The following is a 25,763-nucleotide window of genomic DNA, read 5'->3' on the forward strand; positions in this document are numbered from 1 at the left end:
TCGACCGCAGCGGCGGTGTAAAATTTGCCGCGATTGTACCTCAGCGACCAAAGTCACCTAAGCGACCCATGCAAATAGCCCTCGTCCTCGTTGCCGCCTACCTGCTCGGCTCCGTTCCCTTTGCCATGATTTCCTCGAAGCTCTTCGGCCTGGCCGATCCGCGCACCTACGGTTCGGGCAATCCGGGTGCCACCAACGTGCTGCGCAGCGGCAACAAGAAGGCCGCGCTGTTCACGCTGTTCGGCGATGCGCTGAAAGGCTGGGTAGCCGTCTTCATTGCCCAGCAGATGGGTTTCAGCAACAGCGTCATCGGTCTTGTCGCGCTGGCTGTTTTCCTCGGCCACCTCTACCCGATTTTTCTCAAGTTCAAAGGGGGAAAGGGCGTGGCGACTGCCGCCGGCGTGCTGATCGCCCTCGACCCCCTGCTCGGACTGGCCGTGGGCTGCACCTGGCTGCTAATCGCCTTCGCCTTTCGTTATTCCTCACTGGCCGCCGTCGTCGCCGCCGCCATGGCACCGGTCATCTCCGTGCTGATGCACGGTGGCAACAGCCAGACCGTGGTCGTAGGCATTCTCGGCATGGCCCTGATCGGCAAGCATTGGCAGAACATCCAGCGCTTGATGGCGGGGCAGGAATCGAAGATCGGCAGCAAGAAAAAGGGCTGAGCAAATGTTCAGCCCAATCACGCCGGGCACGAAAACTACCCGGCCTCGGTTCAGTACTCAAACTAGGTCAAAGCGATCAAGATTCATCACCTTGTTCCAGGCGGCCACAAAGTCGCGCACAAACGCCGGCTGCGCGTCGCGGCAGGCATAAACCTCCGCAAGGGCCCGGAGCTGGGAGTTTGAACCAAAGACCAGATCGACGATGGTGCCCGTCCACCTGATTTCACCGGTCGCCCAATCACGCCCCTCGAGCACGCCTTCTGCGCTGGCGGACTTCTGCCACTTTGTATTCATATCGAGGAGATTGACGAAGAAATCATTGGTCAATGTTTCAGGTTGCAGGGTGAACACACCGTATGCCGAATGACCGACGTTCGCATTCAGGGCGCGTAAACCGCCGATCAACACCGTCATTTCAGGAGCAGTCAGGGTCAACAACTGCGCTTTGTCGATCAACAACTCGGCGGCCGATCCCTCCTGTCCCTTGGCAACGTAGTTGCGGAACCCATCGGCGACAGGCTCCAGAACGGTGAACGAATGGGCATCGGTCTGCTCTTGCGAGGCATCCGTGCGCCCCGGCGAAAAGGGCACCGACACGTCGTGGCCGGCCTTTTTCGCTGCGGCCTCGACGGCGGCGCAGCCACCCAGAACGATCAGGTCGGCCAGCGAAACTTTTTTGCCACCCGATTGCGCGCCGTTGTAGTCCTGCTGGATAGCTTCCAGCTTCGAGAGTACCTGTGCCAGTTCAGCCGGCTGATTGACGACCCAGTCCTTTTGAGGCGCCAGGCGAATGCGCGCACCATTGGCCCCGCCGCGTTTGTCGCTGCCACGGAAGGTGGCCGCCGATGCCCAGGCGGTCGTCACCAATTGGGAAATGGATAGGCCGGAGGCGAGGATTTTGGTCTTCAGGGCGGCGATGTCCTGCGCGTCGACCAAGGCGTGATCAACGGCGGGGACGGGATCCTGCCAAATGAGCTCTTCTTCGGGCACGTCCGGACCAAGATAGCGTGCACGCGGCCCCATGTCGCGGTGCGTCAGCTTGAACCACGCCCGGGCGAACGCGTCTGCCAACTCTTCCGGGTGCGCATGAAAATGCCGCGCAATCGGCTCATAGATAGGGTCGAAACGCATCGCCATGTCCGCGGTGGTCATGATGATCTGCACCCGCTTTGATGCATCGTCGGCGGCTGGCGCCTGGTTGCTGTCGGTCGCAAACTTCGGTGTCCACTGCCAGGCGCCCGCCGGACTCTTCTCCACGACCCACTCATTGCCGAACAGCATGTCCAGATAGCTATGGTCCCACTTCGTCGGGGTCGGCGTCCATGAACCCTCCAGTCCGCTACTGATCGTCTCGCCCCCTTTACCGGAACCAAAACTGCTTTGCCAGCCCAATCCCTGCGCCTCAATGTCGGCGGCTTCCGGTTCCGGCCCGACGTGAGTTGCCGGGGCGGCGCCGTGGCATTTGCCGAAGGTGTGGCCGCCGACGGTGAGTGCCACGGTCTCGTAGTCGTCCATCGCCATGCGCGCGAAGGTCTCGCGAACGTCCCGTCCAGACGCCACCGGATCCGGATTGCCGTTCGGGCCTTCCGGGTTAACGTAGATCAGGCCCATCTGCACGGCAGCGAGCGGATTCTCGAGTTCCCGGTCGCCAGCGTAGCGCTGGTCATCCAGCCACTTTTTCTCGGCGCCCCAATAGATCTCTTCTTCCGGTTCCCAGATATCCTGACGTCCCCCGCCGAAACCGAAGGTCTTGAACCCCATCGACTCCAGAGCGACGTTGCCGGCAAGGATCATGAGGTCGGCCCAGGAGATTTTCCGGCCGTACTTCTGCTTGATTGGCCAGAGCAGCCGACGCGCCTTGTCGAGATTTACGTTGTCCGGCCAGCTGTTGAGAGGGGCAAAGCGCTGGTTGCCACTTCCCGCACCGCCGCGACCATCGCTGATGCGGTAGGTACCGGCGCTATGCCAGGCCATGCGGATGAACAAAGGGCCGTAGTGGCCATAGTCAGCGGGCCACCAGTCCTGTGAATCCGTCATCAAGGCATGGAGGTCCTTGACGACGGCATCCAGGTCGAGGCTCTTGAACGCCTCGGCGTAGTCGAATGCCGCGCCCATGGGATCAGACTTGCTAGAGTGCTGGTGCAGGATGTTCAGCTTCAGCTGATTGGGCCACCAGTCTGCGTTCGAGGGTGCTCCAGCTACCGTGTTTTTGCGAACGTCGCCCGAGAACGGGCACTTTGATTCGGCTGACATGACTCTCTCCTCTAGTTGTTAATGATTATCTACATGGTCCAGTTTAGGAGTCGGCGATTAAACAATCCAATAGCATTTGGTAATCTGCCCCATAGCAGGGACTGACGGACTCACAAGCCCGCCAATGGGCGCGGGAGCGATGCGGCCGGCGCCAAAATACCTGGCATCTCCCGCTGACTGATGAACCAAAGTGGCGCTCACCAATCAAATGGTTCCTCCGCTTTCAAACACAAGGAAATTTAATGACCCAAACCGTCACCCTCGGCGGCAACGCCATCAACATTGCCGGCGCCTTCCCGAAAAAGGGCGATAGCGCCCCTGCCCTGTCGCTGGTTGCCAAGGATTTGTCCGACGTCACGCTGGCCAGCTTTGCCGGCAAGCGCAAAATCCTGAATATTTTTCCAAGCATCGATACACCGACCTGCGCCACGTCCGTCCGCCAGTTCAATGCCAAGGCCAATGCCCTGCCCAACACCGTCATCCTCTGCATCTCGGCCGACCTGCCCTTCGCCCAGAATCGCTTCTGCGGCGCCGAAGGCTTGGACAATGTCGTGACGCTGTCCACCATGCGCGGCCATGAGTTTCTCGAAGCCTACGGCGTCGCCATCACCAGCGGCCCGCTGGCTGGCGTCGCTGCCCGTGCCGTCGTCGTGCTCGATGAGAACGACAAGGTCATCCACAGCGAACTGGTCAGCGAAATCAAGTCCGAGCCGGATTACGCGGCAGCACTGGCCGCCCTCTGAGGTGAAATCATGCCTTCAAGCACTTTCGATGAATTCAAAGCCCATGCCCTAGCTGACGGTTTCGACGAGGTGCTTGAACGCAGTTGGCCGGCTGATGCCGTGCTCGACACGCACACTCACCCGTTCGCCCTGAAAGCACGGGTGGTGCGTGGCGAAATGTGGCTGACCATTGCCGACCAGACCCGGCATCTACGCCCCAGGGACGACTTCGCGCTCGAATGCGAGGTAGCGCACGCTGAACGTTACGGCACCGAGGGCGCCACCTACTGGGTGGCACGACGCAACTAGGGAAGGACGGCGATGGCCAGCAAATGCTGCAAGAGCAAGCCGCCCTGCAAGGACTGCCCGAAGCGCAAGAAACAGAAATCTAAGATTGAGGCGGGTTGCTGCGGTCAACCGGAAAAAAACAGCCAAAATTGAAATTTTCTATGCTGGCTTCACGGCCGACATCTCCATCAGCGGCCAGCGCGGCTGAATGGAAAAAGCGCCCGCTTCCTTGGCCGGCGTGCCGGCCTGAAGACGCAGGCAACCAGCCAACGCAATCATCGCGCCGTTATCGGTACAGAATTCCAGTTCCGGGTAGTAAACCCGGATTTTCTTGCGCCTGGCTTCATCGTCCAGCGTCGCCCGCAATTGCTTGTTGGCACCAACGCCGCCCGCCACCACCAGTTGTTTCAGCCCGTTCTGCTTCATCGCCTTCAGCGATTTCTTGACCAGCACCTCGACAATGGCCTCCTGAAAAGCCCGCGCTGCATCGGCCTTGAAGGTGTCGCTCATGTCGTCGGCGTGCTCGCGAACCAGTGTTAGCACCGCCGTCTTCAAACCGGAAAAGCTGAAACTCAGATCGCCGGAATGCAGCATCGGCCGCGGCAACGCATAAACCCCCGGCGTTCCCTGTTCGGCCAGCTTCGACAACAAGGCGCCGCCCGGATAAGGCAAGCCGAGCAGCTTGGCGCTCTTGTCGAAAGCCTCACCCGCTGCATCATCCAGCGTCTCACCGAGCAATTCGTACTCGCCCACCGCAGTCACACGCATCAACTGCGTGTGCCCACCGGAGACCAGCAAGGCGACGAACGGGAAGGTCGGCGGCGTGCTCGACAACAGCGGTGACAACAAATGACCTTCAAGGTGATGCACCGGAATCGTCGGCTTGTCGATAGCCACAGCCAGCGCCTCGGCAAAAGCGCAACCGACCAGCAGCGCGCCGGCCAGACCGGGGCCACGTGTGTAGGCCACGGCATCCACATCATCCAGCGAGCGATTGCCCTGGGCCAATGCCTCGCGCAGCAAGGGCACGACGCGCCGGATGTGGTCACGCGAAGCGAGCTCCGGCACCACGCCGCCGTACTCGGCATGCATCGCCACCTGTGAATGCAAAGTGTGCGACAACAGCCCGGCGGCACTGTCATAGAGCGCGATGCCGGTTTCGTCGCAGGAAGATTCGATACCAAGGACTAACATGGGGCCGCATTTTAACACTTGGAGCGACAAGGTTTTTTCGCATATACTGTTTGGCTGTCCGCAAACTAGCGGAAACAATTTTGCGCGCACTGCCTTTCACTTGACCTGGCAGGCGCCTAACGGAAGGGGGTGATTTATATGCCAAACGTTCGTGTCAAGGAAAATGAGCCGTTCGAAGTTGCTATCCGCCGCTTCAAGCGCACGGTCGAAAAGACTGGTCTGCTGACCGAGCTGCGCGCCCGTGAGTTTTACGAAAAGCCCACCGCCGAGCGCAAGCGTAAGGCTGCCGCTGCTGTCAAACGCCAGCACAAGCGCCTCCGTAGCCTGACCCTGCCGCCGAAACTTTTCTAATCAGAAAATTTTCGCCGCACAAAAGAGCCGCCAGCCTCAACAGCCGGCGGCTTTTTTCTTTGAATTTCCGAAAAGAAAAACCATGAGCCTCAAAGCACGCATCACCGAAGACATGAAGTCGGCCATGAAGGCCAAGGAAACCGCCAAGCTGAGCGCGATTCGTCTGCTGCTCGCCGCCATCAAGCAAAAGGAAGTCGACGAACGCATCGAACTCGACGAAGCCGCCGTCAATGCTGTCATCGAAAAACTGGTCAAACAGCGCAAGGACAGCGTCACCCAGTACGAAGCGGCCAAGCGCCAGGATCTGGCCGATGTCGAGAAGGCCGAAATCACCATTCTCGCCGCCTATCTGCCGGAGAAAATGAGCGCCGAAGAGACGGCTGCGGCAGTTGCCGCCGCCGTGGCCGAAACCGGCGCCAAAGGCCCGGCCGACATGGGCAAATTGATGGCCGTCCTCAAGCCGCGCCTCGCCGGCAAGGCCGACATGGGCGAAGTCTCGAAACTGGTCAAGGCGGCACTGGCTGGCTAAACAGCCGTGATCCCGGATTCATTCATCCAGGATTTGCTGGCCCGGGTCGACATCGTCGATCTGGTGGACGGCTATGTGCCGCTGAAGAAAGCAGGCGCCAACTACGCCGCCTGCTGCCCCTTCCATAACGAAAAGTCGCCTTCCTTCACGGTCAGCCCAACCAAGCAGTTCTACCACTGCTTCGGCTGCGGCGCCCACGGCACGGCGATCAGCTTCGTCATGGAATACCAAGGTCTGGGCTTCGTCGATGCCGTCAAAGACCTCGCCACCCGCGCCGGCATGCAGGTGCCGGAAAGCGAAGGACGCAGCTTCAACGATGAAAAGCCGGGCCAGACGCGGACGCTGATCGAAATCATGGCGCGCGCTGCCCAGTACTACAAGGACCAGCTGAAAAAGTCGCCACAAGCCATCGACTATTGCAAAAAGCGGGGACTGACCGGCGAAATCGCCGCCCGTTTCGGCATGGGCTACGCGCCGGATGGCTGGCAAAACTTGCAGGAAATCTTCCCGGACTACAACAGCGACGAACTGAAAGTTGCCGGACTGGTCATCGAAAACGAAGCAGGCCGCCGTTACGACCGCTTCCGCGACCGCCTGATGATCCCCATCATCAACCCCAAAGGCGACATCATCGCTTTCGGCGGACGCATCATCGATCAGGGCGAACCGAAGTACCTGAACTCACCGGAAACGCCGCTTTTTGAAAAGGGCCGCGAACTCTTCGGCCTGCCGCAAGCCCGCCAGGCCCTGCGCGAAACCGATACCGCCATCGTCACCGAAGGCTACATGGATGTCATCGCGCTGGCCCAGAACGGCGTCGGCAATGCCGTTGCCACGCTCGGCACTGCCACCACAGCAACTCACGTCACCAAGCTGCTGCGCCAGGTCGACCGCGTGGTCTTCTGCTTCGACGGTGACAACGCCGGCCGCAAGGCCGCCTGGCGCGCGCTAGAAAACTCGCTGGAAGCACTGGCCGACAACAAGCGCCTCGCCTTCATCTTCCTGCCCCAGGAACATGACCCCGACAGCTATATTCGCGAATTCGGAAAAGAGCAGTTTGACCGGCAAGTCACTCAAGCCATGCCGCTCTCCGACTTCCTGCTGCGCGAGCTCGCCTTGCGCTGCGACCTGACCAGCTCTGAAGGCAAGGCGCAGTTGATCTACGAAGCCAAGCCATTGCTGCTCAAGCTGCCGACCCCACTGCTCCGCCTGCAGTTGGTCAAACGATTGGCCGAAGCGAGTGGCTTTGCCCAGGCCGAAGTCGAACGCCTGTGCGAACTGAAGTCTTACATCCCGGCCGCCCCCGCCAAGGCCAGGCGTACCGCCCCGTCGCTGACCCGCAACTTGCTCCGTATCGTTCTGCACAAGCCACAATTCGCCAGCCAGCTGCCAATTGACCTGCTGCCGGACACCCCGGAACGCCCGGCACTCATACGCCTGCATCAGCTGGTCAGCGCCAGTCGCGACACCGCGGCAAGCTACGCCGGTCTGCGCGAGCAACTGCGCGGCCTGCCGGAAGAAAGCGTCATTGAAAACGCAGCGTCGGAACTTCTCGGCCTGCCGTTTGACGAAGAAGGTGCTGAAAGTGAATTTCGCGACACCCTGGAAAAGCTGCAGGAAGGCGACGAGAAGCGTGCCTTCGCCGAATTACAGATCAAAGCCCAGCAATTCGGCGTGGCCGGACTCAGTGCCGCGGAAAAACAGGCTTATATACAGTTCCTCACAACCAAGGCAAGTCGAGGCTGATTTGTGGTAAAATCTACGGTTCTCTCGAATTCTATGGATCGTGTTCATGGTTAAGGCAAAAGACCCCGTGAAGGAAGCACCGAAGGCGCGCATCAGCAAGGCCAAGGAGAAGGCTGCCGAAAAGGCGCTGCTTCAGGGCCAAATGGCCGAAACGCCGGAACCGCTTGACGCCGAAGCGCGCAAGATGCGCCTCAAGGCCCTGATCAAGCTGGGCAAGGAGCGCGGATACCTGACCTACGCCGAAATCAACGACCACCTGCCGGACGATGTCGTCGATGCGGAAAGTATCGAAGCGATCATTTCCACATTCAGCGAAATGAGCATCCAGGTTTTCGACGAAGCGCCGGCTGCCGAAGACTTGCTGATGTCCGACACGGCTGCCTCCGGCGCCGATGACGAAGAAGTCGAAGCGCAAGCCGAACAAGCACTGTCGACGGTGGATTCCGAATTTGGTCGCACCACCGACCCGGTCCGCATGTACATGCGCGAAATGGGTACGGTCGAACTCCTCACCCGCGAAGGCGAAATCGAGATCGCCAAGCGCATCGAGGAAGGCCTGAAACACATGATCCAGGCGATTTCCGCCTGCCCGACCACCATCATCGACATTCTCGACATGGCCGCCAAGGTCGAGTCTGAAGAAATGCGTATCGATGAACTGGTGGATGGCCTGATCGACCCGAACGCCGTCGAAGAAGTTGCTGCACCGGAATTGCCGGAATCCGACGATGAAGACGAGGACGACGAAGCCGCTGACGACGAAGGCGGCGCTGGTGCTGCTTCGGCCTCGCTGCTGCAACTCAAGACCGATGCACTGGAGCGCTTCAAGCTCATCAAGGGTGTGCATGTCAAAATGCAGAAGTTGCTGCCGAGCAAGGGGCCGCACGACAAGGCGTATCTCAAACTGCAACTGCAGATTTCCGATGAGCTGCTGAATATTCGTTTCACCTCGAGATCCATCGAACGCCTGTGCGACAGCGTGCGTGGCATGGTCGAACAAGTTCGTGGCTCCGAACGGAAAATCCAGAAAATCTGTGTTGAACGCGTCAAAATGCCTCGTCCGCACTTCATCCAGTCCTTTCCTGGCAACGAAACCACGCTGGAATGGGTCGATGCCGAGATTGCGGCTGCGCCAAAGAACTATCTAGCCATCCTGACTCGCTGCGCACCGGATATCAAGGAAGAGCAAAAGAAACTGCTCGCCCTGCAAGAGCGCATCGGCATTCCACTCAAAGACCTCAAAGACATCAACAAGCAGATGTCCACCGGCGAAGCCAAGGCCCGTCGCGCCAAGCGCGAAATGACTGAAGCCAATTTGCGCCTGGTCATCTCGATTGCCAAGAAATACACCAACCGCGGCTTGCAATTCCTCGACCTGATCCAGGAAGGCAACATCGGCCTGATGAAGGCGGTGGACAAGTTCGAATACCGTCGCGGCTACAAGTTCTCCACCTACGCTACGTGGTGGATTCGTCAGGCCATCACCCGCTCCATCGCCGACCAGGCTCGTACCATTCGTATTCCGGTGCACATGATCGAAACGATCAACAAGATGAACCGGATCAGCCGTCAGATTCTGCAGGAAACCGGCGCCGAGCCTGATCCCGCGACACTGGCCAAGAAGATGGACATGCCGGAAGACAAGATCCGCAAGATCATGAAAATTTCCAAGGAGCCCATCTCCATGGAAACGCCGATCGGCGACGACGATGACTCTCACCTCGGCGACTTCATCGAAGATTCTGGCACCCTGGCACCAGCCGATGCGGCGATGTACTCCAGCCTGCGCGGCGTCACCAAAGAAATCCTCGACACGCTGACGACGCGAGAGGCCAAGGTTCTGCGCATGCGTTTCGGCATCGAAATGAATACTGACCACACACTGGAAGAAGTCGGCAAGCAGTTCGACGTTACCCGCGAGCGTATCCGTCAAATAGAAGCCAAGGCACTGCGCAAGCTGCGCCATCCGACCCGTTCAGACAAACTGCGTAGTTTCATCGACACCAACGGTAGTTAAGCTTTCCGGGCCTGTAGCTCAGTTGGTTAGAGCAGAGGACTCATAATCCTTTGGCCCACGGTTCAAGTCCGTGCGGGGCCACCAAATAATCAAGGACTTGGCCATGGCCAAGTCCTTTTTTTCGACGACAGTCTTTATTCAGGCTCCCTATAGGCTCCTTTGAAATGGCCACCAAACCGCGCTATTCGCTAGAAACCATTAAAGCCAATTTCTCCGCCGGCTTCGAGCAATGGCTCCCCCCCGCCGCCGCTGCTGAAATTATTGGGATGACCCCAAAATGGCTTGCTGCGGTGCGAGAAGGACGCAAGGACATCAAAGGCCCACTGTATAAGAAGCTCGGAGAAGGCCGCACGTCCCCCATTGTGTATCCGCTTAGCGAACTCTTAGCGTGGATGGCTACCATTCCAGCGCAAAAGAGCACCCTTGAACGACCGATTGTTCAACATGAGACTTTCGGGCGCTTCATGTCCGATGCCACACCCACCGACCGCTGGCTGTTTGTCATCAGCGAAGACAGGCGCAGTGCAACTGAGATATTCACCGCGCTCTTGGGCAGGCCGCTTAAATCGGAAATTCAATTGCAATGGCTAACGCGCGCAGAGTATGCCAGCCGGAGGTTCGCTAGGGCCCACCTCCACTTGGATGCCGCTACGCTGGAACAGTTGACTGCCTTAGGCAACGGCGACCCTTCTGTCGGTTTGGCCGAGCTTGCAGGACGCGCACTTCCCACGATAATGTAACGGGGCAATTAGCCGTTCTGGGAACGCCTTCATTTATGATGCATATAAGAAAGCCACCGTTCCTATGGACACTCTGCATACGCGCTGGCAATATGCGTTTGTATTTGAGCGGATACCGCTACCTGTCCAGACCTGTCGTACCAAGGCCTGTCGGGCCTAGACAACCTAATAAAGGGGCTAGCCACGGGCTGAGCTGGGCCGCGAAGGTATCGCAAACTCGTATGCAGCTTGTACATGTGTCGTATGCAGAACTGCCATATGCGGGTATCTCGTATGCAGAGTGTCCATAGGAACGCGATGTTCAGTTCGCATTTGCGGTCGATGTAGCGGCTTGCCTATATATTAGGCGCCATCCTCTTGTGGAACTGGTTCTCAAAGTCGTCGTAGCTCAGTAACTCATCGATGGTATCGAATCCATAGTGGCTCAAGTCGATACTGGTGTATTGCATCTGGTCGTCGTCAGCCAAAAAGCTGACACCAACGCGTTGTTGCGATTGCGGCAATCCCCGCACCCTCGCATAGGCGGCCATCAATCGGCCTTGTGCGGAGAATTCCCATCCGGCAAAGACTCGAATGAGTGGCCACCTTGACGCTTGCTGGCTCGCCGTCAGAATGAGTTTGTTGAGCGCACGTAAATTAGTCAGCGCATATTCCGGCGCCCCCCATTTCAGCATCAGTTCATAGTCCTGCTCAACCACCCCCATCAGGTAGCTCAGACAGGAGGCACTATCCTCGAGAAAAAGAACATCTACGTATTCGGCAATTTCCATATTGGTGAGGTTGCCAACTTTGACGCTGGCTCGCCACACCACAGCCTCGCTATCGCTAACTGGCGCCAACTTTTGTGGCTCGCTGATGGCGAAGGAAAGCGGAAAAACGAACTGCGAGAAAGCACTGATTTGCTCAACCATACCTCTGACTCCTAAGACAAATTTTGTAAGCAACTTACACTCGGCTTAGCAGGAATGAGGGGACAGCCAATTGTTTGCAGGCTGCACAATTCGCTGCATAACGATGCGTCGTTCTCCACCTCCGCCCGCAGTGCTGAATACCCTGAATGTCAATCAGCGTCCAATAGTTTCCAGTTGTCAGCGTCCAAATTTTCCCAGTTGCTCAGTCTGATTTGACTGATTTTTTCCGCTGTTTGAAGCGGTAGGAATCGTTGCCGGTTTCGAGGATTTCGCAGTGATGCGTGATGCGGTCGAGCAAGGCCGTGGTCATTTTTGGATCGCCGAACACGGTCACCCATTCACCGAATGACAGGTTGGTTGTGATGATCAGCGAGGTCTTCTCATAGAGCTGGCTGATCAGATGAAACAGCAGCGCCCCACCCGACACCGGGAACGGCAAATAGCCAAGCTCATCGAGAATGACCGCATCAAACAGCACCAACTGTTTGGCCAAGGTGCCGCTCTTTCCCAGTAGTTTTTCCCGCTCGAGTTGGTTTACCAGATCCACCGCATTGAAGAAACGCACCCGTTTTCGCTGATGGATGGCTGCAACACCGAGCGCAGTTGCCAGGTGGGTCTTCCCCGTCCCTGTGCCACCGACCAGAATCAGGTTGTGGGCGCTCTCCATGAAGGTGGCAGTCGCCAGTTGCTCAATCTGCGCCTGCGGCAGTGGCGTCTCTGTCCAGTCGATGCCCGTGAGATCGCGATGAATCGGGAAGCGTGCTGCTTTCATCTGGTAGCGCAGGCTGCGTACTTGCCGATCCGCCTGTTCAGCGTCAATCAAGCGATCCAGCCAGGCTTCCGGCTGCATCGGCCGGCGTGTGCCTTCTGCCAGCAACTCGGACCACGCGGCTGCCATGCCGTAGAGGTGCAGGGGATTTCAGTTGGGCCAGTCGGTCAATGGACATACTGGCCTCCGCGCAGACGGTCATAACGACTGCAATCAGCCTGCGGTTCGACCTGCAAACGCAGTTGTTCCGGCAAACTGATCGCCTTGGGCTGCGGTGGCGCGGTCAGCCGCCTCAGTTCATTCATGACGACGGCCGCGGTAATCACGCCGCCATCCAGTGTCAATTCGCACGCCACTTGCAGGGCTTCCAGCCCGACTTCGCGAGCAGCCAGTAGCAGTTCTACAAAGGCCCGATCACCTTTCGGCTGCTTCAGCACACGATCTCGCACCAACTGAATCGGCACCGGCAAATCCCAGCCGATAAATGGGGCACCATTACGCAGCGACCCCGGCTTCTTCTCAAGTACCGGCAGGTAATGCCAGGGGTCGCAGATCAGTTGATCACGCCCGAATCGCCGTTCATGGTCGGCAATGACTTTGCTCTCCGCAACGATCCGTACCTTGTCGGCGTATAAACGCACCGAGACTACCTTGCCAGCAAAGTCGGCCGGCACGCTGTAGCGATTTCGCTCAACGCGGACCAGGCAGGTGCTGGAAACGCGCATCATCTGTTCGACGTAGCCATCGAAGGTGCTGGTGATAGCCCGCAGGCTGGGGCCTTCCTGAAGAAAGCAGTCAGCAATGGTGCGGGTCGTTTCGACCGGATGCTTGCGTTCCGCCAATTCCCGGCAGCGGGTGGCCAGCCAGTCGTTCAGCGCTGCAAAGCTCTCGAAGCGGGCTTTCGGCGTGAATAGCCATTCACGCACGTTGCCGACCTGGTTCTCGATTTGTCCTTTCTCCCAGCCGGAGGCTGGCGTGCAGGCCACCGGTTCGAACAGGTAGTGGTTGGCCAGCGCCATGAAGCGGCGATTGAAGTGCCTATCCTTGCCGACCAGAATGGTGTCGACCACCGTCTTCAGATTGTCGTAAATCAGGCGATTGGGCACGCCACCGAAGAAGGCAAAGGCGCGGTTGTGGGCATCAAGGACCATTTCCTGTGTTTCGCAGGGATAGGCGGCAACAAACATCTGTCGGCTGTAGGCGAGCCGGAAGTGCGCGACCTTGATGGTCAGCGCAGCGCCGCCGATCTCGACGTGTTCCTGGCTCCAGTCAAACTGGCAGGCGTCACCGGGGGCAAAGACCAGCGGGACGAAGGCTTCCTTGATCGTCGGCCTCGTTTGTGCCGACTTCCACTGCTTTACGAAGCGCTGAACGCTGTCGTAGGCGCCGCGATACCCCTCGGTCTGCAAGCCTTCAAAGAGTCGCTGGGCGGTGCGCCGTTGCCCCTTCGGAAGGTGGCGCTCGGTGACCAGCCAGCTTTCCAGTACCGATTGGAATGCACCCAGTTTCGGGGCTGCTTGTTGCTGACGAACGTGGACCGGTTCGACCTCGGTAGCCAGGTGCTTGCGCACCGTCGGACGGGATAGTTTCAGGTCACGCGCAATCGAGCTGATGCTCTCGCCGCTGACCCAATGACGACGCCGGATTTCGGCTATGACTTCCATGTTTAACACCCCAGATTCCCCGGCTAAAACGCCGGCAGGTTACACAACCCAGGGTGGCAACTTTTGGACGCTGATCACCCCGGAAATCTGGAAAGTTTTGCACGCTGTTTTACAGTCATAGGCAATTTTGGAAAGCGGACATCCAGAAAAGTGAAGCTAACTAGATAGCGCGGCTTTTTGCACAGGCCCGGTTGAGCGCCTGATTATTCGACTGGCAACAACAAACGTAACGTAAAGTGCAAGAAAGTACCAACCGTAGACCCACAAATCGTTCCAGAGCACCCGGCCAAAGTTTTGCTGCACGGTAGCGACTTGCGTGGAACTTGATGTGGATGCGTCAACTACTCTGAGATAGCCAAATATAAAATCTATGGTTGGAACCCAAAGCGCTGAATAGCATAAAGCTCTCGGGAATCTAAACTTGTGAAGTACGGCACCGACAATGACTCCCGCCAGAACGCTGCAAGTGAATGCGCGCATGACATTGGCAATCAATACCGCTGCTTCGCCTCCACGCATTTTCAGGGCCATTTTCCCCAGCGGCGACTCTAGTATGAACATGAATATATCAGCTGTCGGCAGAACGCCCGGGAGAGCAAAGCCGACTTTTATGACAAAGCCAACTAGGGCGCCCAGTGTCACAGCAAGAAGCCATGAGAGAAGAGTTCTAAGTCGCATAACAGATAATCAGGCGCAGCAACGTCAGGGTTGTCGCTGAGAATACGGACACTATAGAGTCTCCCCTAAGATTTTGAATGCCATAGAGATTATCCCGTTCGGGTTTCCTTATCAATCAACAATTACCCGGACCGCACCAGTGTCCGCAATGGAGCGATTTTTTTAGAGGCCGTTTGTGGCCGGGTTGAGGCAGTACCGCCGGCAATTTGCTCGCCGAAAACCGGTCATTGAGCGAGGTCTGACAATGCCCTCGCTCTTCAGATTTGATGGCGACCTCGACCGGCGGCTCGTGGCCGATTGGGTGAGTTCGCCAATGGCCGCTTTGTGGCACTCCAATTCGAAAAACCTGGGTTTGGCTGACTGGCCGCTATCGGGAAACCGCTACGGCGGCAGCTTTGGGTCGAGCGCTCTCGGTGGCGAGTGGCGCCTTACCGGAAGCGTAATTTCACTGACCGCTTGCCATAGTTGAATCCGAACCTTTCGCGACCGGTTGCGGACTTCCCTACCACTCGACTAAATGTCGGCTCGGCAACATCGAAGATGCATGCGCTCTAGTGTTGCACTTATAACTTCAGCTGCTCATGAGCACTGGGCTCGCCAATCCATCTAACCAGAAGCGCCTTGCGCAGCAAGCCAGGCTTGGAACTGTGCGAACTGCTCGCCGCTAACCTCAATTTTAGGCATCGGCGCTTTGATTACACCAGCCTCGACTAGTAGGTTATCTTCGTACTGCTGATAGATAGGTCGAATCTTCGCGATGCGGGCTTGAATGTAGTACTTCGATGCGGTGTCATCTGCCGCGTGGTTGAGCGCTTTGCGGACGCTTTTATCACCCAAACCAAGCTCATTAAAAATCGTACCGAACGTGCGCCGGAGGTCGTGCTCCGAGAAGTCGCGCCCGCAGGCTTTGACAACGGCCGTTACAGCGCTATTCGTAGCAACGATATGCGACAGCACTCCTTGCCGATTGAGTTTGTGCGACGGAAACACCCAGGGAGAAGGCTCAGCTCGCTTCTCGTTGATGTCATAGCGCCGCTCCAGTATCAAGCGTGCGTATCGAGTCAGCGGGAAAACATGCTTAAGACTGTTTTTCGTATCCTCAGCGAAGATGCTGACAATACCATCCTTCAGATTTATGTTGTCCCACGTCAGCGACATCGTCTCGCCTCGCCGGCCACCCCACAGCAAAGCAAGCTGCAAGTAATCAGCGATAACGTCCCTCGAGCCCCATGGCTTGACTTGTTGCCGAAGCCCCTCTACCGCGACCCACCAGCTGGCTAGGTCGCCTTCGACTGTAGCGACAATGTTAGTCTTCGCGCGAACGGCATACCATCCCTTGCGGAGCTTGTTGAGCTCCTCAAACGGATTGCCCACCTTAGCGTTGAGTTGATACTTAAGCGCACCGAAATTGTAGGCTGCGCGCAGGTAGCGCAGGTCTCGACCCGCTTGAGTGCGGCCACCGTTCGTTGTGTGGCGCTTAGCTTTCTTTGCTGCGGCATCGTAATAATCCGCTAGATGACTGCCGGTCAGCGCCACAAGTGGAAGGGAGCCTACGGCATCTGCCTCGATACGGTTCAGGCTCCGATTCCAATCCTGGGTGGTTAATGGTTTTGGCGGATTGCCGCCAGTCGATTTGTCATCGATGTACTCATACAGACACTTGGCGACCGTGAAAGACTCTTCAGCGCGCATCTTGCTTGTTTCGCGTATTTGCTGGCGCTTCTCGAGATTTGGGTCAATTCCTTTAGCTATCTTTGCGACCACGTCGGCCACCAACGAACATGCCTTCGTGTAAGTCATGTCGGGGAAATCGCCCAACTTATACTTGCAAGGAGAGTCGCTGAGCTTCTTCTGCACAATCCAAGCCTTTGTGCCGCCAGCATTGACGCGCAGTCCTAAGTATCGCGTTCGTGAGTCCCAGAGAATATAGTCCCCCTTAAGTGGTAACGGGGCATCCCGCGCGACCGCGGGCGACATAGGGATTTTCGCGTTGCGTTGGGCTATAATCTTGGGTTCCACTTTGTGCCTATTGCTAATTGCCAACGGTTAAAACGAAGCCTAGTTTAGCAGGCTCCGCACCAGGCTCCCAATAGGCTCCTTTAAGTTGAGGCAAAGTGAGATAAATCGGGGTTAATTGAGGTAAGCAGGTTGAGCCAAAATTAGCCCGCACGAATTTGCAATACATTGATATTTAACAATAAATTGTTAATTATCAAGCACCGAAAAGTTTTCGGGCCTGTAGCTCAGTTGGTTAGAGCAGAGGACTCATAATCCTTTGGTCCACGGTTCAAGTCCGTGCGGGCCCACCATAAAAACAAAAGGGGTTACAGAAATGTAACCCCTTTGTTTTTCCCTTGGCTCAACCAAGGTTCAACCGCGTTTTTTGGAAGTCGCTTTAACGGGTTCAGCCGCACCGCTTCCTCCAAGTGCTCTGGTTACGCACTTTCAGAGCAATCGGCATCTGCCAAAGATATCGCCAACAAGATTGAGTTGATTGCTCAGGGCAGCGATCAAAGCGCGCAATCCATCCGCAATGTGGCAAGCGCCTCCTTGCGGATGAACGAGCTTTCTGAACTGCTGAAATCGATGTCATCCCGATTCCGGATCGCACATTAGCGCTTGTGGCGGATCCGAAACCTTATGGATCGGCGAATTTATATTTGCTGAGTAGCGCAGAGCGTTGTCTCCTGATTTACTGTTGTACTTTGAAGCTCATCCTGCCCATTTCGTACAACACGAAGGAAAAATGAATATGTTTTCATTTCTACCGCTAACTGCCTGCGCCAGAAAATTGTTCGCCATGACACCTCGACAAGCGGTGTGTATGAGCGTGATGACCGTTGCAGTAATGGCCTCTTCTCATCCTGCGCATGCTGCCAACAAATCAAAGCTAAGTACCTATCAATCGGGAAAACCTGTAGTCGGCTTGCCATGTGAGCAGTTACCGACGCGAACAGCCGTGCTGATGGGCGGCGGAGCTGATGTCAAGCAGGCTTTCTCGTGGATGATCGAGAAAATCAATCAGTGCGGCGCCAGCAAACTGGGCAATTTTGTGGTCATTCGCGTACGCGGAAATCCCGCGTATGACAGCTTTATCAACAAGCAGGGAGCACTGGCCTCCGTGCAGACACTGGTCATTCCGACACGGGAAACTGCCGACGATCCCGAATTGGATTCCTATATCCAGAACGCCGCAGCGATCTGGATAACCGGCGGGGATCAAGGAGACTATTACGCCACCTGGAAGGGAACGCGCCTTGAACGTCTGGTTCATGAACAGGTCAAGCAACACGGAATTCCCATCGGTGGGACCAGCGCGGGGATGATGATACTCAGCGAATTCAATTACCTTGCGTCCCCGAATTCGATCACCTCCGCTGACGCACTTGCCGATCCCTACAAAACCGACGCCATGACATTGGCCAAGGACTTCTGGACTGACAGTGACCCCATCAACGAACCATCACCGTTTCCACTCCTCAACGCTACGGTGACCGACTCACACTTCGATACCCGCGATCGAATGGGTCGACTGACCGCCTTCCTTGGACGAGTTATTGCCGACGGCTGGGCTGCGCCAGGAGATGCTCGTGCGGTTGGGGTCGATCAGGAAACCGCGCTATTGCTGGAATATAACGATTCCAAGACGCAACTTCCGGTGATGCCAGTCATCCTCTCGAATCCGGGCGTCAACGGCTCGGCCTATATTCTTGGCGCCGGAAAGACATCAGTCCTCAACATCGCACCGTCCCAGTTCACTTTTACCAACATACAAGTAACCAAACTCTCCGCCGGACGAACCTTCAACTATCTGCTTCACGTGAATGACGGGGTAATGACTTCGGAGAACAACGGAGGAAGCCTCTACTGACTACGACCGGACGATTGCAGCCAATTGCACAAACTTTCGTCGGGTAAGACAACCCGGCGAAAGTACAAACCCAACAGCATCCGGATTGCCCTTTATGGCTCTTTCAAATCATTTCTGGGTGCAGCCGGATCGAAAAACTCCCACGCGGCGAATACTTCCAACAGAAAGTTGGATGCAAGGCACGGCTATTGGCCCCATATCGAGTTCGGAATATAATATTGGGTTGGGCGCGCGGAGAGATGACGATCATCTCTGATGAAATCCCTCCACTGCAAATCGCTTGATCCCAATACTTCGTCAGGCACGCTCAAGCCGTTGCGGGCCAGCCAGCGTAGCAAACCCTGAAGCCAATTCTTTCGGGGCTTGGCCCGTTGTTTCAAGGCAGCAAGCACTTCGAAAGGCAGCGATTTCGAAGTAGCAGTTTTTTACCGGTATTTTTAGTAAAGGTTCTCGATATGAACACCGAATCCATTCTCACTCACCTGAAAAAGCACGGCCAATTGCTCGACGCAGAAATCGCAAAGGGTACAGGGATTGCCTTGGCGGATGTTCGTCTCTCACTGCAGGAATTGTCGGCGCAAAAGGCCATATCCACTTGCAGCATGACCGTTTTCAAGGATGGCGTCCCGACCGAGGGCACGTTCTGCCGGATCGCCGGCTATATGCCATCTGCCGCGCCGGGTCGCAAGCCGGGCGTCAAGACCTAAAAATTCGGTCTTATCGACCGATTTTCGCCCTTACTCGTCAACCCGGCCACGCTGCATTTTAACGAGGCCCCGCTTCACCTTGCTTTCAATGCGTTTTCTCTGAGCGTTACGGCTGGGCTTTGTTGGCCGACGCAAGATCGGAACAAAAGCAGCTGATGCAATCAGCTCGCGCAGGCGCACCAGACCGTCTTCCCGATTGCGTTCAAGGCTGCGGTGCTTTTGCGCCTTGATGACGATGACACCGTCGCTGTTGATTCTCTGGTCACGCATGGCCAGCAACTTTTCCTTGATTTGATCCGACAGCGTAGACGCCGCAATATCGAAACGCAAATGGACCGCGTTGGACACTTTGTTGACGTTTTGCCCCCCTGCTCCCTGCGCTCGAATGGCCGTAAATTCAACTTCGTTTTCATTCAGAACAAGGACGGCCATTGGGTTTTCGCTGACGAGAGGCGGGAGAGATAAACAGTATGTCGGACAATCGCATCTTACTATCCGCAACCGACAATATTGAACCCCGTCTCCCAAGCCCCTCTTCGAGCCAAATGACGGGACGTTCCCGCATCCAGGCGAACTCAATGTCAACACCGGGCAGATAGCGACGCTAAAACAGCTCTACTAATAGCTATTCAGAAGCCTTGGCGTTTCACCTGGCATCGGGAGTCACTTACTTTTTGGCGTCCAGCTGGTCATAGACTGCCGTTGCCACCTTGGCCAGCTCGCCTTTGGCAATATTGGCCGACAGGGCATAACCAAATTTTTCGTCAACCCAGTAAAAGACGTTGATCTGGCCTTCGCGGGCAAAGCGGAAGCCGGTTTCCTGCTTGCCGGCAATTTCGGTGCTGACATACAGGGTCATGCGCTGGCCACTGGCGTCCTGATACATGAACTGGGCAACTGGGCCTGCGTTGCCGGGAAGCAGGCGACCACCAACCATCTCGTAGCCAAGCGCCCCGAGTTTCGGCGGTTTGACCGGCGTCCCCAGTCGCTTGGTCAGCCACTTGACGAGCGCCTCCTCCTGATCGCCAGTCACCTCAACCGGACGACGGACATCGGGGCTATAAACCACATGGGCAACAGCCGCCTGCCTGAAGAGCGGCACCGTCTGGGCCAGATGCTCGGTGCTCTGGTATTGGCCATGGGCGAGCCAGCCGGCAATGCCGCTGACAACTGCGATGAGCACACCAGCGGCCAGCCGTTGGGCCAGCAAAAATTTCAAATTCGGCTGTTTTTTCCGGTTGACCGCAGCAAGCATCGGCTGAGCCGCCAAAGCCTGCAAATTGTCCGGCAGCTCCTCGTCAAGCACCGAATTGAACAAGGCCTTGAGCGCCTGGTTCTGAGCCTGATAGGCGCGAGCGCGGGCAGCGTCTGCCGGATATTCGGCGAGATAAGCCTCGACCTCGGCCCGACGCTCCGCCGTCAATGCGCCATCAACGTAGGCGTGCAGGTCATCTTCAGTGATATTGAGCGGGCTCATCGCACGACCCTCAGGTTGGCACCAATCTGGCGACCGTCCATGATCTGGCGCAGCCGCTCCCGCCCACGCGACAGGCGGGACATGACGGTGCCGATCGGAATTCCCAGCGTTCCAGCAATGTCGGCGTAACTCATTTCTTCCAGTGCGACGAGCAGCAGCACTTCGCGCTGGTCGTCGGGGAGTTGGCGAAGAGCAGATTCAAGGTCCATCACTTCAAGTTGATCGGTTTGGGTGGCACGCGTCGGAACATCGCAGGCATCCTCATCGAGCGAATGCGTCGGCAACACGCCACGGCGTAGCTGATCAACGCGCAGGTTGTGCATGATGCTGAACAGCCAGGCCCGCAGATCGCTCCCCGCCCGCCATTGCGAAAACCGACCCCAAGCGCGTTCAAGCGTGTCCTGCACGAGATCGTCTGCTGCCGCACGTTCACCCAGCATCGCCCGCGCATAACGACGCAGGCGAGGCATTTCGGCGAGTATCGCGCGGCTGTCCATTGGCTATTTATGGTTTGGCGACATGCCAGACGTTATTGAAGCCGTCACCCGTCTTGTCGCCGGCCTTCATGTCCTTGGCCCAGTGGTAAAGCGGCTTGCCCTTGAAGGCCCACTGCTTCTTGCCATCATCGCGATTGACGATGCTGTAGTCGCCGCTCGCCGTGTCGCCATCCATCGCGAACAGCGGTGGCCAGTTGGTGGCGCATGGGCCGTTGCACATGCTCTTGCCGCTTCCGGCTGCATCCTTGTCAAAGACGTAAAGTGTCATGCCGTTGCTGCCGGTGAGCATGTCGCCGGAAACCATGGCGGGCGACGCAGCGTGCCTGCCGTAGCCAGAACAGGCCGCCAGAGTTGTCGATACGGCCAGGACGAGAAGCAGATTTTTGATTTTCATGATGATCTCCGTTGGATTTGGGGCGCTACACCCACGTATACGGAGAGCATCTTCAATTTATTCCATCAAGGCGAGCGAGGCGCCACAATGAGGTCACCTCGGCCGCCCGCGCGGCATGCAGCGGATCGCCCGCATCCTGTGCCTTCGGATGCTTTGGTCGGGTATCCAGGCGAGCGATGACTTTCAGGCCGGCCGACTTTATCCAGTCAAGCAATTCATCCCGCGAACGCAGGCCCAAATGTTCGGCGATATCGGAAATAATCAGCCAGCCCTCGCCGTCCGGTGTCAGGTGCTCGGCCAGCCCGCCAAGAAAACCGCGCAACATACGCGACGCCGGATCATAGACGGCGTATTCGATCGGCGACGTTGGCTGCGCCGGCACCCACGGCGGATTGCACACCACCAGCGGCGCCCGGCCCTCGGGGAACAAATCGGCCTTCAAAAGGGTGATTGCTGCGGTCAACCGGAGTTTTTCGATGTTTTCGAAAGCACAGGCCAGCGCCCGCTCATCCTGATCGGTGGCAATCACCTGCTTGACGCCACGTCGGGCCAGCACCGCAGCGATGATGCCGGAGCCGGTCCCGATGTCGAAGGCCAGTTCACAGCCCGCCGGCAGCGGCGCCGTCGCAACGAGATCGACATACTCGCCACGTACTGGCGAAAATACAGCGTAATGCGGATAGATGCGCCCCTGCACCGCCGGTACCGGCACGCCTTTCTTGCGCCATTCGTGAGCGCTGACCACCGCCAGCAGCTCACGAAGCGACACCACCGAATCCTCATCACCTGGCGGCCCGTAAGCCTCGATACAAGCCTGCCTGACATCCTGCGCCCGGCGTAGTGGGATCACATAATCAGCACGCAGCGGGACCAGCAACATGGCGAGCGCCTGCGCCCGCCTCCCCTGGCGCAGGCGATGCTGATCAAATGCCTCGGCCGGCGTGTTCGGTGCCTGTTGGCTACCGGCACGCGGCCGGCGATCAGCCCGCTGACTCATAGCCTGAAGCAGGCGGCGAGCATTCTGCCAGTCGCCTCGCCAGAGCATGGCGTTGCCCGCGCACGCTATTCGCCAAGCCGCATCGGCATTCAGTTTGTCGTCGACCACAACGACTTGGGCATGAGGCGGCAACCCCGCTTCGGAGCGCCAGCGGGCATTTTTCGTCCCGCCTCCTTCCATCCAGGCCAGCACAGGAAATGTTGAGCTATTCATGGCGGCATTGTAGGGCAGAAGGATCACTTTATCGGCGTGGCACGGCAGATGCCAGACCTCGCGAAATTCGAATCTTTGTGAAATATTCGACCCGTGAAATCGCCACCCGCCACCACAATGACAACAAGTTAGCGCTGCCTTCGTAACTCTCACTGACAGGATCTGCCAAGTGGCCATTTCAAGCAGTTTCATTTCCGGCAATACCATTGAATCTGCCTCGCGTTTTTTCGCTAGTGGCGCGCAGATGCCTGCGCCCAGGCCAATGATTACGCAGCCGCGCACCTCAACACTTGGAAAAAAAAGCCAACTGGCAATGGCGCGACGCCTTGACCAGTTGCAAGCAGCGCTGGGCGAACCCGAATTGACGCACGAGCAAGCAGCGACGCCAGGCACAATGCCGACACCATCCGGACACGGATTTGGAGCAATCACACTGCTTCTCACAGCGCTGCTCTCGGCGATGCTGGGGCCGGCGTAATGGGCTTGGCAAACAACCAGCACGCACCTGCGGTAACGACCCAGCCAGTCGCCGTTCACCCCATCGAAACACAACAACCCGAAGTAATGCCGGCCCGGGCGAGTATTACCGCCGCACCGAAAATCCCGGACGAGCAACAGGTTGGCCAACTGGTGGAAGAATGGCGCAGCGCTTGGCAAAGCCGCGACATCGGTGGCTATTTGAAGGCTTATGGCACCGGATTCTCCCCTTCTGATGGCAACTCACGAGATGCATGGATTACTGCAAGACAGAATAAGCTGGCAACGGGCGCAGCGATCGACCTCAAGATAAACGACCTCAAGATCGAGCGTGTCGATCAGCGACAGTTCAAGGCAAGTTTTCGGCAGGACTATGCATCCGGCAGTTATCGCGAAATTGCCCGCCCGAAAACCCTGCTGATCGTCCGGGAAGGCGATGAATGGAAAATTGTCAGGGAATCGCAGGAATAAGCCGGCAAGGAATCCGTTCCCTACGCGTCATGGCGACTCAATTCAGATAGCGGCTTTCGTCTTACAATCAGACGCAATTCACTGCGCTTGACGAAAGCCCACCCATGAAATTCGAAGGCACCGAAACCTACGTCGCCACCCGCGACCTGACCCTGGCGGTCAACGCCGCCATCGCCCTGCAACGCCCCCTGCTCATCAAGGGCGAACCGGGCACCGGCAAAACCCTGCTCGCCGAAGAAGTAGCGCGAGCGTTGAACATGCCGCTCTTCCAGTGGCACATCAAATCAACCACCAAGGCACAGCAGGGCCTGTATGAATACGATGCCGTCTCCAGATTGCGCGACTCGCAACTGGGTGATCCGCGCGTCGAGGACATTGGCCATTACATCGTTCACGGCGTGCTGTGGCAGGCCTTCGAATGCGATGAGCCATCGGTCGTGCTTATCGACGAAATCGACAAGGCCGACATCGAGTTTCCCAACGACCTGTTGCGAGAACTCGACCGCATGGAATTTCATTGCTACGAGCTTCATCGCACCATCAAGGCCAAACACCGCCCACTGATCATCATCACGTCGAACAACGAAAAGGAGTTGCCGGACGCCTTCCTGCGTCGCTGCTTCTTCCACTACATCAAGTTCCCGGACAAGGAGACCATGCAGCGCATCGTCGCCGTGCATTTTCCTGTCCTCAAGCACGAGTTGCTCAAGGAAGCGCTGGAGGTGTTTTTTGATCTGCGCGACGTGCCCGGCCTGAAGAAAAAGCCATCCACCAGCGAACTGATCGACTGGCTAAAACTGCTTCTAGCCGAAGACATCCCGCCGGAAGCCCTGCGCGCCAAGGAAGCGAAGGACGCCATCCCGCCACTGCACGGCGCCTTGCTCAAGAACGAGCAGGATGTTCATCTCTTTGAACGTCTAGCATTCATGGCGCGTCGCAAGCAACCTTAAATGCTGGTCGATTTCTTCCTCCACCTTAAAGCCAGGCAGCTGCCGGTCTCGACCAACGAGCTGCTGTCGCTACTCGAGGCGCTGGAAGCGCGTCTGGTGAGCGGCAGCCTTGACGATTTCTACCTGCTGTCGCGCGCCCTGCTAGTCAAGGATGAAGCCCTGTACGACCGCTTTGACCGTGCCTTCGGCGAATATTTTAAAGGTATCGAGGCGCTGCCGGGCTTCGATGCCCTGGTGCCAGAAGAATGGCTCGAACTGGCGGCACGCCGCCACTTGTCGGAAACCGACCGGGCTCGGCTACAGAAACTGAGCTACGAAAAAATATTCGAGCAGCTGAAGGAGCGCCTGGCCGAGCAGAAGGAACGTCATGCTGGCGGCAGTAAATGGATTGGCACCGCCGGCACCTCGCCCTACGGGCACGGCGGTTATAACCCGGAAGGCGTCCGTATCGGTGGCGAATCAGTCGGCAACCGGACGGCGATCAAGGTCTGGGATCAACGCGAGTTCCGCAATCTCGACGACTCGCTTGATCTCGGCGTACGCAACATCAAGGTCGCGCTGCGTCGGCTGCGCCAATTCGCCCGCAAGGGCGCAGCAACCGAACTTGACCTGGATGGCACAATTGCCGGCACCGCGCGCAACGGCGGCTGGCTCGATCTTCAGTTACGCCCGGAACGCCACAGCGCCATCAAGGTGCTGCTCTTTCTGGATATTGGCGGCTCGATGGATGATCACATCGAGGCCTGCGAGGAACTCTTTTCAGCAGCGCGCACCGAATTCAAGCACCTCGAACATTTCTACTTTCACAATTGTGTCTATGAAGGCATCTGGAAGGATAATCGCCGGCGCCACAATGAGAAACTGTCAACCTGGGACCTTATTCACACCTACGGCCCCGACTACAAGCTGATCTTCGTCGGCGATGCCAGCATGAGCCCCTACGAAGTCGCCCGCCCGGGGGGCAGCGTCGAACACTGGAACGAGGAAGCGGGTGCTGTCTGGCTGGAGCGCATGGTGAACACGTGGTCACGCGCCGTCTGGCTGAACCCGATCGCCGAAGCACACTGGAATTTCACGCCCTCCATCACCATGATTCGCCAACTACTCGGCGAGCGGATGTTCCCCTTGACCATCGACGGCCTGGAGCGCGCCATGCGCAGCCTGTCAAAATAAGCAGAATTC

At 57.4% G+C, this 25,763-nt stretch carries 26 protein-coding genes and 2 tRNA genes; 17 read left to right on the top strand and 11 right to left on the bottom strand.

Annotated elements, in window-relative coordinates; translation table 11 throughout:
* Positions 1-68 precede the first annotated feature (68 nt).
* A complete protein-coding gene (gene plsY, locus IPJ12_06800; GenBank protein ID MBK7646859.1) occupies positions 69-665 on the top strand; it encodes a glycerol-3-phosphate 1-O-acyltransferase PlsY in 597 nt (198 codons plus the stop codon).
* A gap of 57 nt (positions 666-722) precedes the next feature.
* Here the strand turns inward: plsY and katG are convergent, their stop codons facing one another.
* Complete coding sequence (katG, locus tag IPJ12_06805; GenBank protein MBK7646860.1) at positions 723-2,918, bottom strand: catalase/peroxidase HPI; 2,196 nt, start codon at positions 2,916-2,918, stop codon at positions 723-725.
* Between the two features lie 242 nt (positions 2,919-3,160).
* Between katG and tpx the strand changes: the two genes are divergently transcribed.
* Positions 3,161-3,661: a thiol peroxidase gene (gene tpx, locus IPJ12_06810; GenBank protein MBK7646861.1), complete on the top strand. Its 501-nt coding sequence runs from the start codon at positions 3,161-3,163 to the stop codon at positions 3,659-3,661.
* Between the two features lie 9 nt (positions 3,662-3,670).
* A complete protein-coding gene (locus tag IPJ12_06815; GenBank protein ID MBK7646862.1) occupies positions 3,671-3,949 on the top strand; it encodes an AraC family transcriptional regulator in 279 nt (92 codons plus the stop codon).
* A 138-nt stretch (positions 3,950-4,087) separates the two neighbouring features.
* Here the strand turns inward: IPJ12_06815 and tsaD are convergent, their stop codons facing one another.
* Positions 4,088-5,122, bottom strand: a complete 1,035-nt coding sequence (gene tsaD / locus IPJ12_06820) for a tRNA (adenosine(37)-N6)-threonylcarbamoyltransferase complex transferase subunit TsaD (GenBank protein MBK7646863.1) — start codon at positions 5,120-5,122, stop codon at positions 4,088-4,090.
* 138 nt (positions 5,123-5,260) lie between these two features.
* Here tsaD and IPJ12_06825 point away from each other — a divergent pair, with 138 nt between their 5' ends.
* From IPJ12_06825 to IPJ12_06850, 6 genes are all read left to right on the top strand, one after another.
* Positions 5,261-5,473, top strand: coding sequence for a 30S ribosomal protein S21 (locus tag IPJ12_06825; protein ID MBK7646864.1), 213 nt, complete (start codon positions 5,261-5,263; stop codon positions 5,471-5,473).
* 82 nt (positions 5,474-5,555) lie between these two features.
* Positions 5,556-6,002, top strand: coding sequence for a GatB/YqeY domain-containing protein (locus tag IPJ12_06830; GenBank protein ID MBK7646865.1), 447 nt, complete (start codon positions 5,556-5,558; stop codon positions 6,000-6,002).
* 6 nt (positions 6,003-6,008) lie between these two features.
* Positions 6,009-7,748: a DNA primase gene (locus IPJ12_06835; protein ID MBK7646866.1), complete on the top strand. Its 1,740-nt coding sequence runs from the start codon at positions 6,009-6,011 to the stop codon at positions 7,746-7,748.
* A 46-nt stretch (positions 7,749-7,794) separates the two neighbouring features.
* On the top strand, positions 7,795-9,765 hold the full coding sequence (gene rpoD, locus IPJ12_06840; protein ID MBK7646867.1) for an RNA polymerase sigma factor RpoD: 1,971 nt from the start codon (positions 7,795-7,797) through the stop codon (positions 9,763-9,765).
* 7 nt (positions 9,766-9,772) lie between these two features.
* A tRNA-Ile gene (locus tag IPJ12_06845) sits at positions 9,773-9,849 on the top strand.
* 80 nt (positions 9,850-9,929) lie between these two features.
* Positions 9,930-10,505: a hypothetical protein gene (locus IPJ12_06850; GenBank protein ID MBK7646868.1), complete on the top strand. Its 576-nt coding sequence runs from the start codon at positions 9,930-9,932 to the stop codon at positions 10,503-10,505.
* A gap of 335 nt (positions 10,506-10,840) precedes the next feature.
* On the opposite strand, the gene IPJ12_06855 is transcribed toward IPJ12_06850, so the two are convergent.
* The 4 genes from IPJ12_06855 to IPJ12_06870 all read right to left on the bottom strand — a co-directional run bounded on the left by IPJ12_06855 (position 10,841) and on the right by IPJ12_06870 (position 16,546).
* Positions 10,841-11,416: a hypothetical protein gene (locus IPJ12_06855; protein MBK7646869.1), complete on the bottom strand. Its 576-nt coding sequence runs from the start codon at positions 11,414-11,416 to the stop codon at positions 10,841-10,843.
* Between the two features lie 202 nt (positions 11,417-11,618).
* Entirely contained in the window at positions 11,619-12,314 is a 696-nt protein-coding gene (locus IPJ12_06860; protein MBK7646870.1) for an ATP-binding protein, read from the bottom strand.
* Between the two features lie 38 nt (positions 12,315-12,352).
* Positions 12,353-13,858, bottom strand: coding sequence for an IS21 family transposase (locus IPJ12_06865; protein ID MBK7646871.1), 1,506 nt, complete (start codon positions 13,856-13,858; stop codon positions 12,353-12,355).
* A 1,275-nt stretch (positions 13,859-15,133) separates the two neighbouring features.
* Positions 15,134-16,546: a tyrosine-type recombinase/integrase gene (locus IPJ12_06870; protein ID MBK7646872.1), complete on the bottom strand. Its 1,413-nt coding sequence runs from the start codon at positions 16,544-16,546 to the stop codon at positions 15,134-15,136.
* A gap of 213 nt (positions 16,547-16,759) precedes the next feature.
* Between IPJ12_06870 and IPJ12_06875 the strand changes: the two genes are divergently transcribed.
* The 4 genes from IPJ12_06875 (at position 16,760) to IPJ12_06890 (ending at position 19,105) form a co-directional block, all read left to right on the top strand.
* A tRNA-Ile gene (locus tag IPJ12_06875) sits at positions 16,760-16,836 on the top strand.
* A gap of 34 nt (positions 16,837-16,870) precedes the next feature.
* The gene (locus tag IPJ12_06880; GenBank protein ID MBK7646873.1) at positions 16,871-17,143 is read left to right on the top strand and encodes a methyl-accepting chemotaxis protein; all 273 of its coding nucleotides are present in this window, start codon (positions 16,871-16,873) and stop codon (positions 17,141-17,143) included.
* 136 nt (positions 17,144-17,279) lie between these two features.
* A complete protein-coding gene (locus IPJ12_06885; GenBank protein MBK7646874.1) occupies positions 17,280-18,398 on the top strand; it encodes a cyanophycinase in 1,119 nt (372 codons plus the stop codon).
* Between the two features lie 455 nt (positions 18,399-18,853).
* Complete coding sequence (locus IPJ12_06890) at positions 18,854-19,105, top strand: transcriptional regulator (GenBank protein MBK7646875.1); 252 nt, start codon at positions 18,854-18,856, stop codon at positions 19,103-19,105.
* 30 nt (positions 19,106-19,135) lie between these two features.
* On the opposite strand, the gene arfB is transcribed toward IPJ12_06890, so the two are convergent.
* The 5 genes from arfB to IPJ12_06915 all read right to left on the bottom strand — a co-directional run bounded on the left by arfB (position 19,136) and on the right by IPJ12_06915 (position 22,683).
* Positions 19,136-19,537 carry an aminoacyl-tRNA hydrolase gene (arfB, locus tag IPJ12_06895; protein MBK7646876.1) on the bottom strand — a complete coding sequence of 134 codons (402 nt, stop codon included), beginning with the start codon at positions 19,535-19,537 and terminating at the stop codon, positions 19,136-19,138.
* Positions 19,538-19,772: 235 nt separating this feature from the next.
* Positions 19,773-20,582 carry an anti-sigma factor gene (locus IPJ12_06900; protein ID MBK7646877.1) on the bottom strand — a complete coding sequence of 270 codons (810 nt, stop codon included), beginning with the start codon at positions 20,580-20,582 and terminating at the stop codon, positions 19,773-19,775.
* Positions 20,579-21,079, bottom strand: a complete 501-nt coding sequence (locus tag IPJ12_06905) for an RNA polymerase sigma factor (protein ID MBK7646878.1) — start codon at positions 21,077-21,079, stop codon at positions 20,579-20,581. The genes IPJ12_06900 and IPJ12_06905 overlap by 4 nt, the downstream gene beginning before the upstream one ends.
* Before the next feature lie 7 nt (positions 21,080-21,086).
* Positions 21,087-21,473 (bottom strand): hypothetical protein, encoded by a 387-nt coding sequence (locus IPJ12_06910; GenBank protein MBK7646879.1) that lies wholly within the window; start codon positions 21,471-21,473, stop codon positions 21,087-21,089.
* A gap of 52 nt (positions 21,474-21,525) precedes the next feature.
* The gene (locus tag IPJ12_06915) at positions 21,526-22,683 is read right to left on the bottom strand and encodes a class I SAM-dependent methyltransferase (GenBank protein MBK7646880.1); all 1,158 of its coding nucleotides are present in this window, start codon (positions 22,681-22,683) and stop codon (positions 21,526-21,528) included.
* 169 nt (positions 22,684-22,852) lie between these two features.
* On the opposite strand from IPJ12_06915, the gene IPJ12_06920 reads away from it, so the two are divergent.
* The 4 genes from IPJ12_06920 to IPJ12_06935 all read left to right on the top strand — a co-directional run bounded on the left by IPJ12_06920 (position 22,853) and on the right by IPJ12_06935 (position 25,754).
* Positions 22,853-23,161, top strand: a complete 309-nt coding sequence (locus IPJ12_06920; protein MBK7646881.1) for a hypothetical protein — start codon at positions 22,853-22,855, stop codon at positions 23,159-23,161.
* Entirely contained in the window at positions 23,161-23,631 is a 471-nt protein-coding gene (locus IPJ12_06925) for a hypothetical protein (protein ID MBK7646882.1), read from the top strand. The genes IPJ12_06920 and IPJ12_06925 overlap by 1 nt, the downstream gene beginning before the upstream one ends.
* 104 nt (positions 23,632-23,735) lie before the next feature.
* Complete coding sequence (locus IPJ12_06930; protein MBK7646883.1) at positions 23,736-24,581, top strand: MoxR family ATPase; 846 nt, start codon at positions 23,736-23,738, stop codon at positions 24,579-24,581.
* Positions 24,582-25,754, top strand: coding sequence for a VWA domain-containing protein (locus IPJ12_06935; protein MBK7646884.1), 1,173 nt, complete (start codon positions 24,582-24,584; stop codon positions 25,752-25,754).
* Positions 25,755-25,763 lie beyond the last annotated feature (9 nt).

Source organism: Betaproteobacteria bacterium, assembly GCA_016709965.1.
Taxonomy (GTDB): Bacteria; Pseudomonadota; Gammaproteobacteria; order Burkholderiales; family Rhodocyclaceae; genus Azonexus; species Azonexus amarohabitans.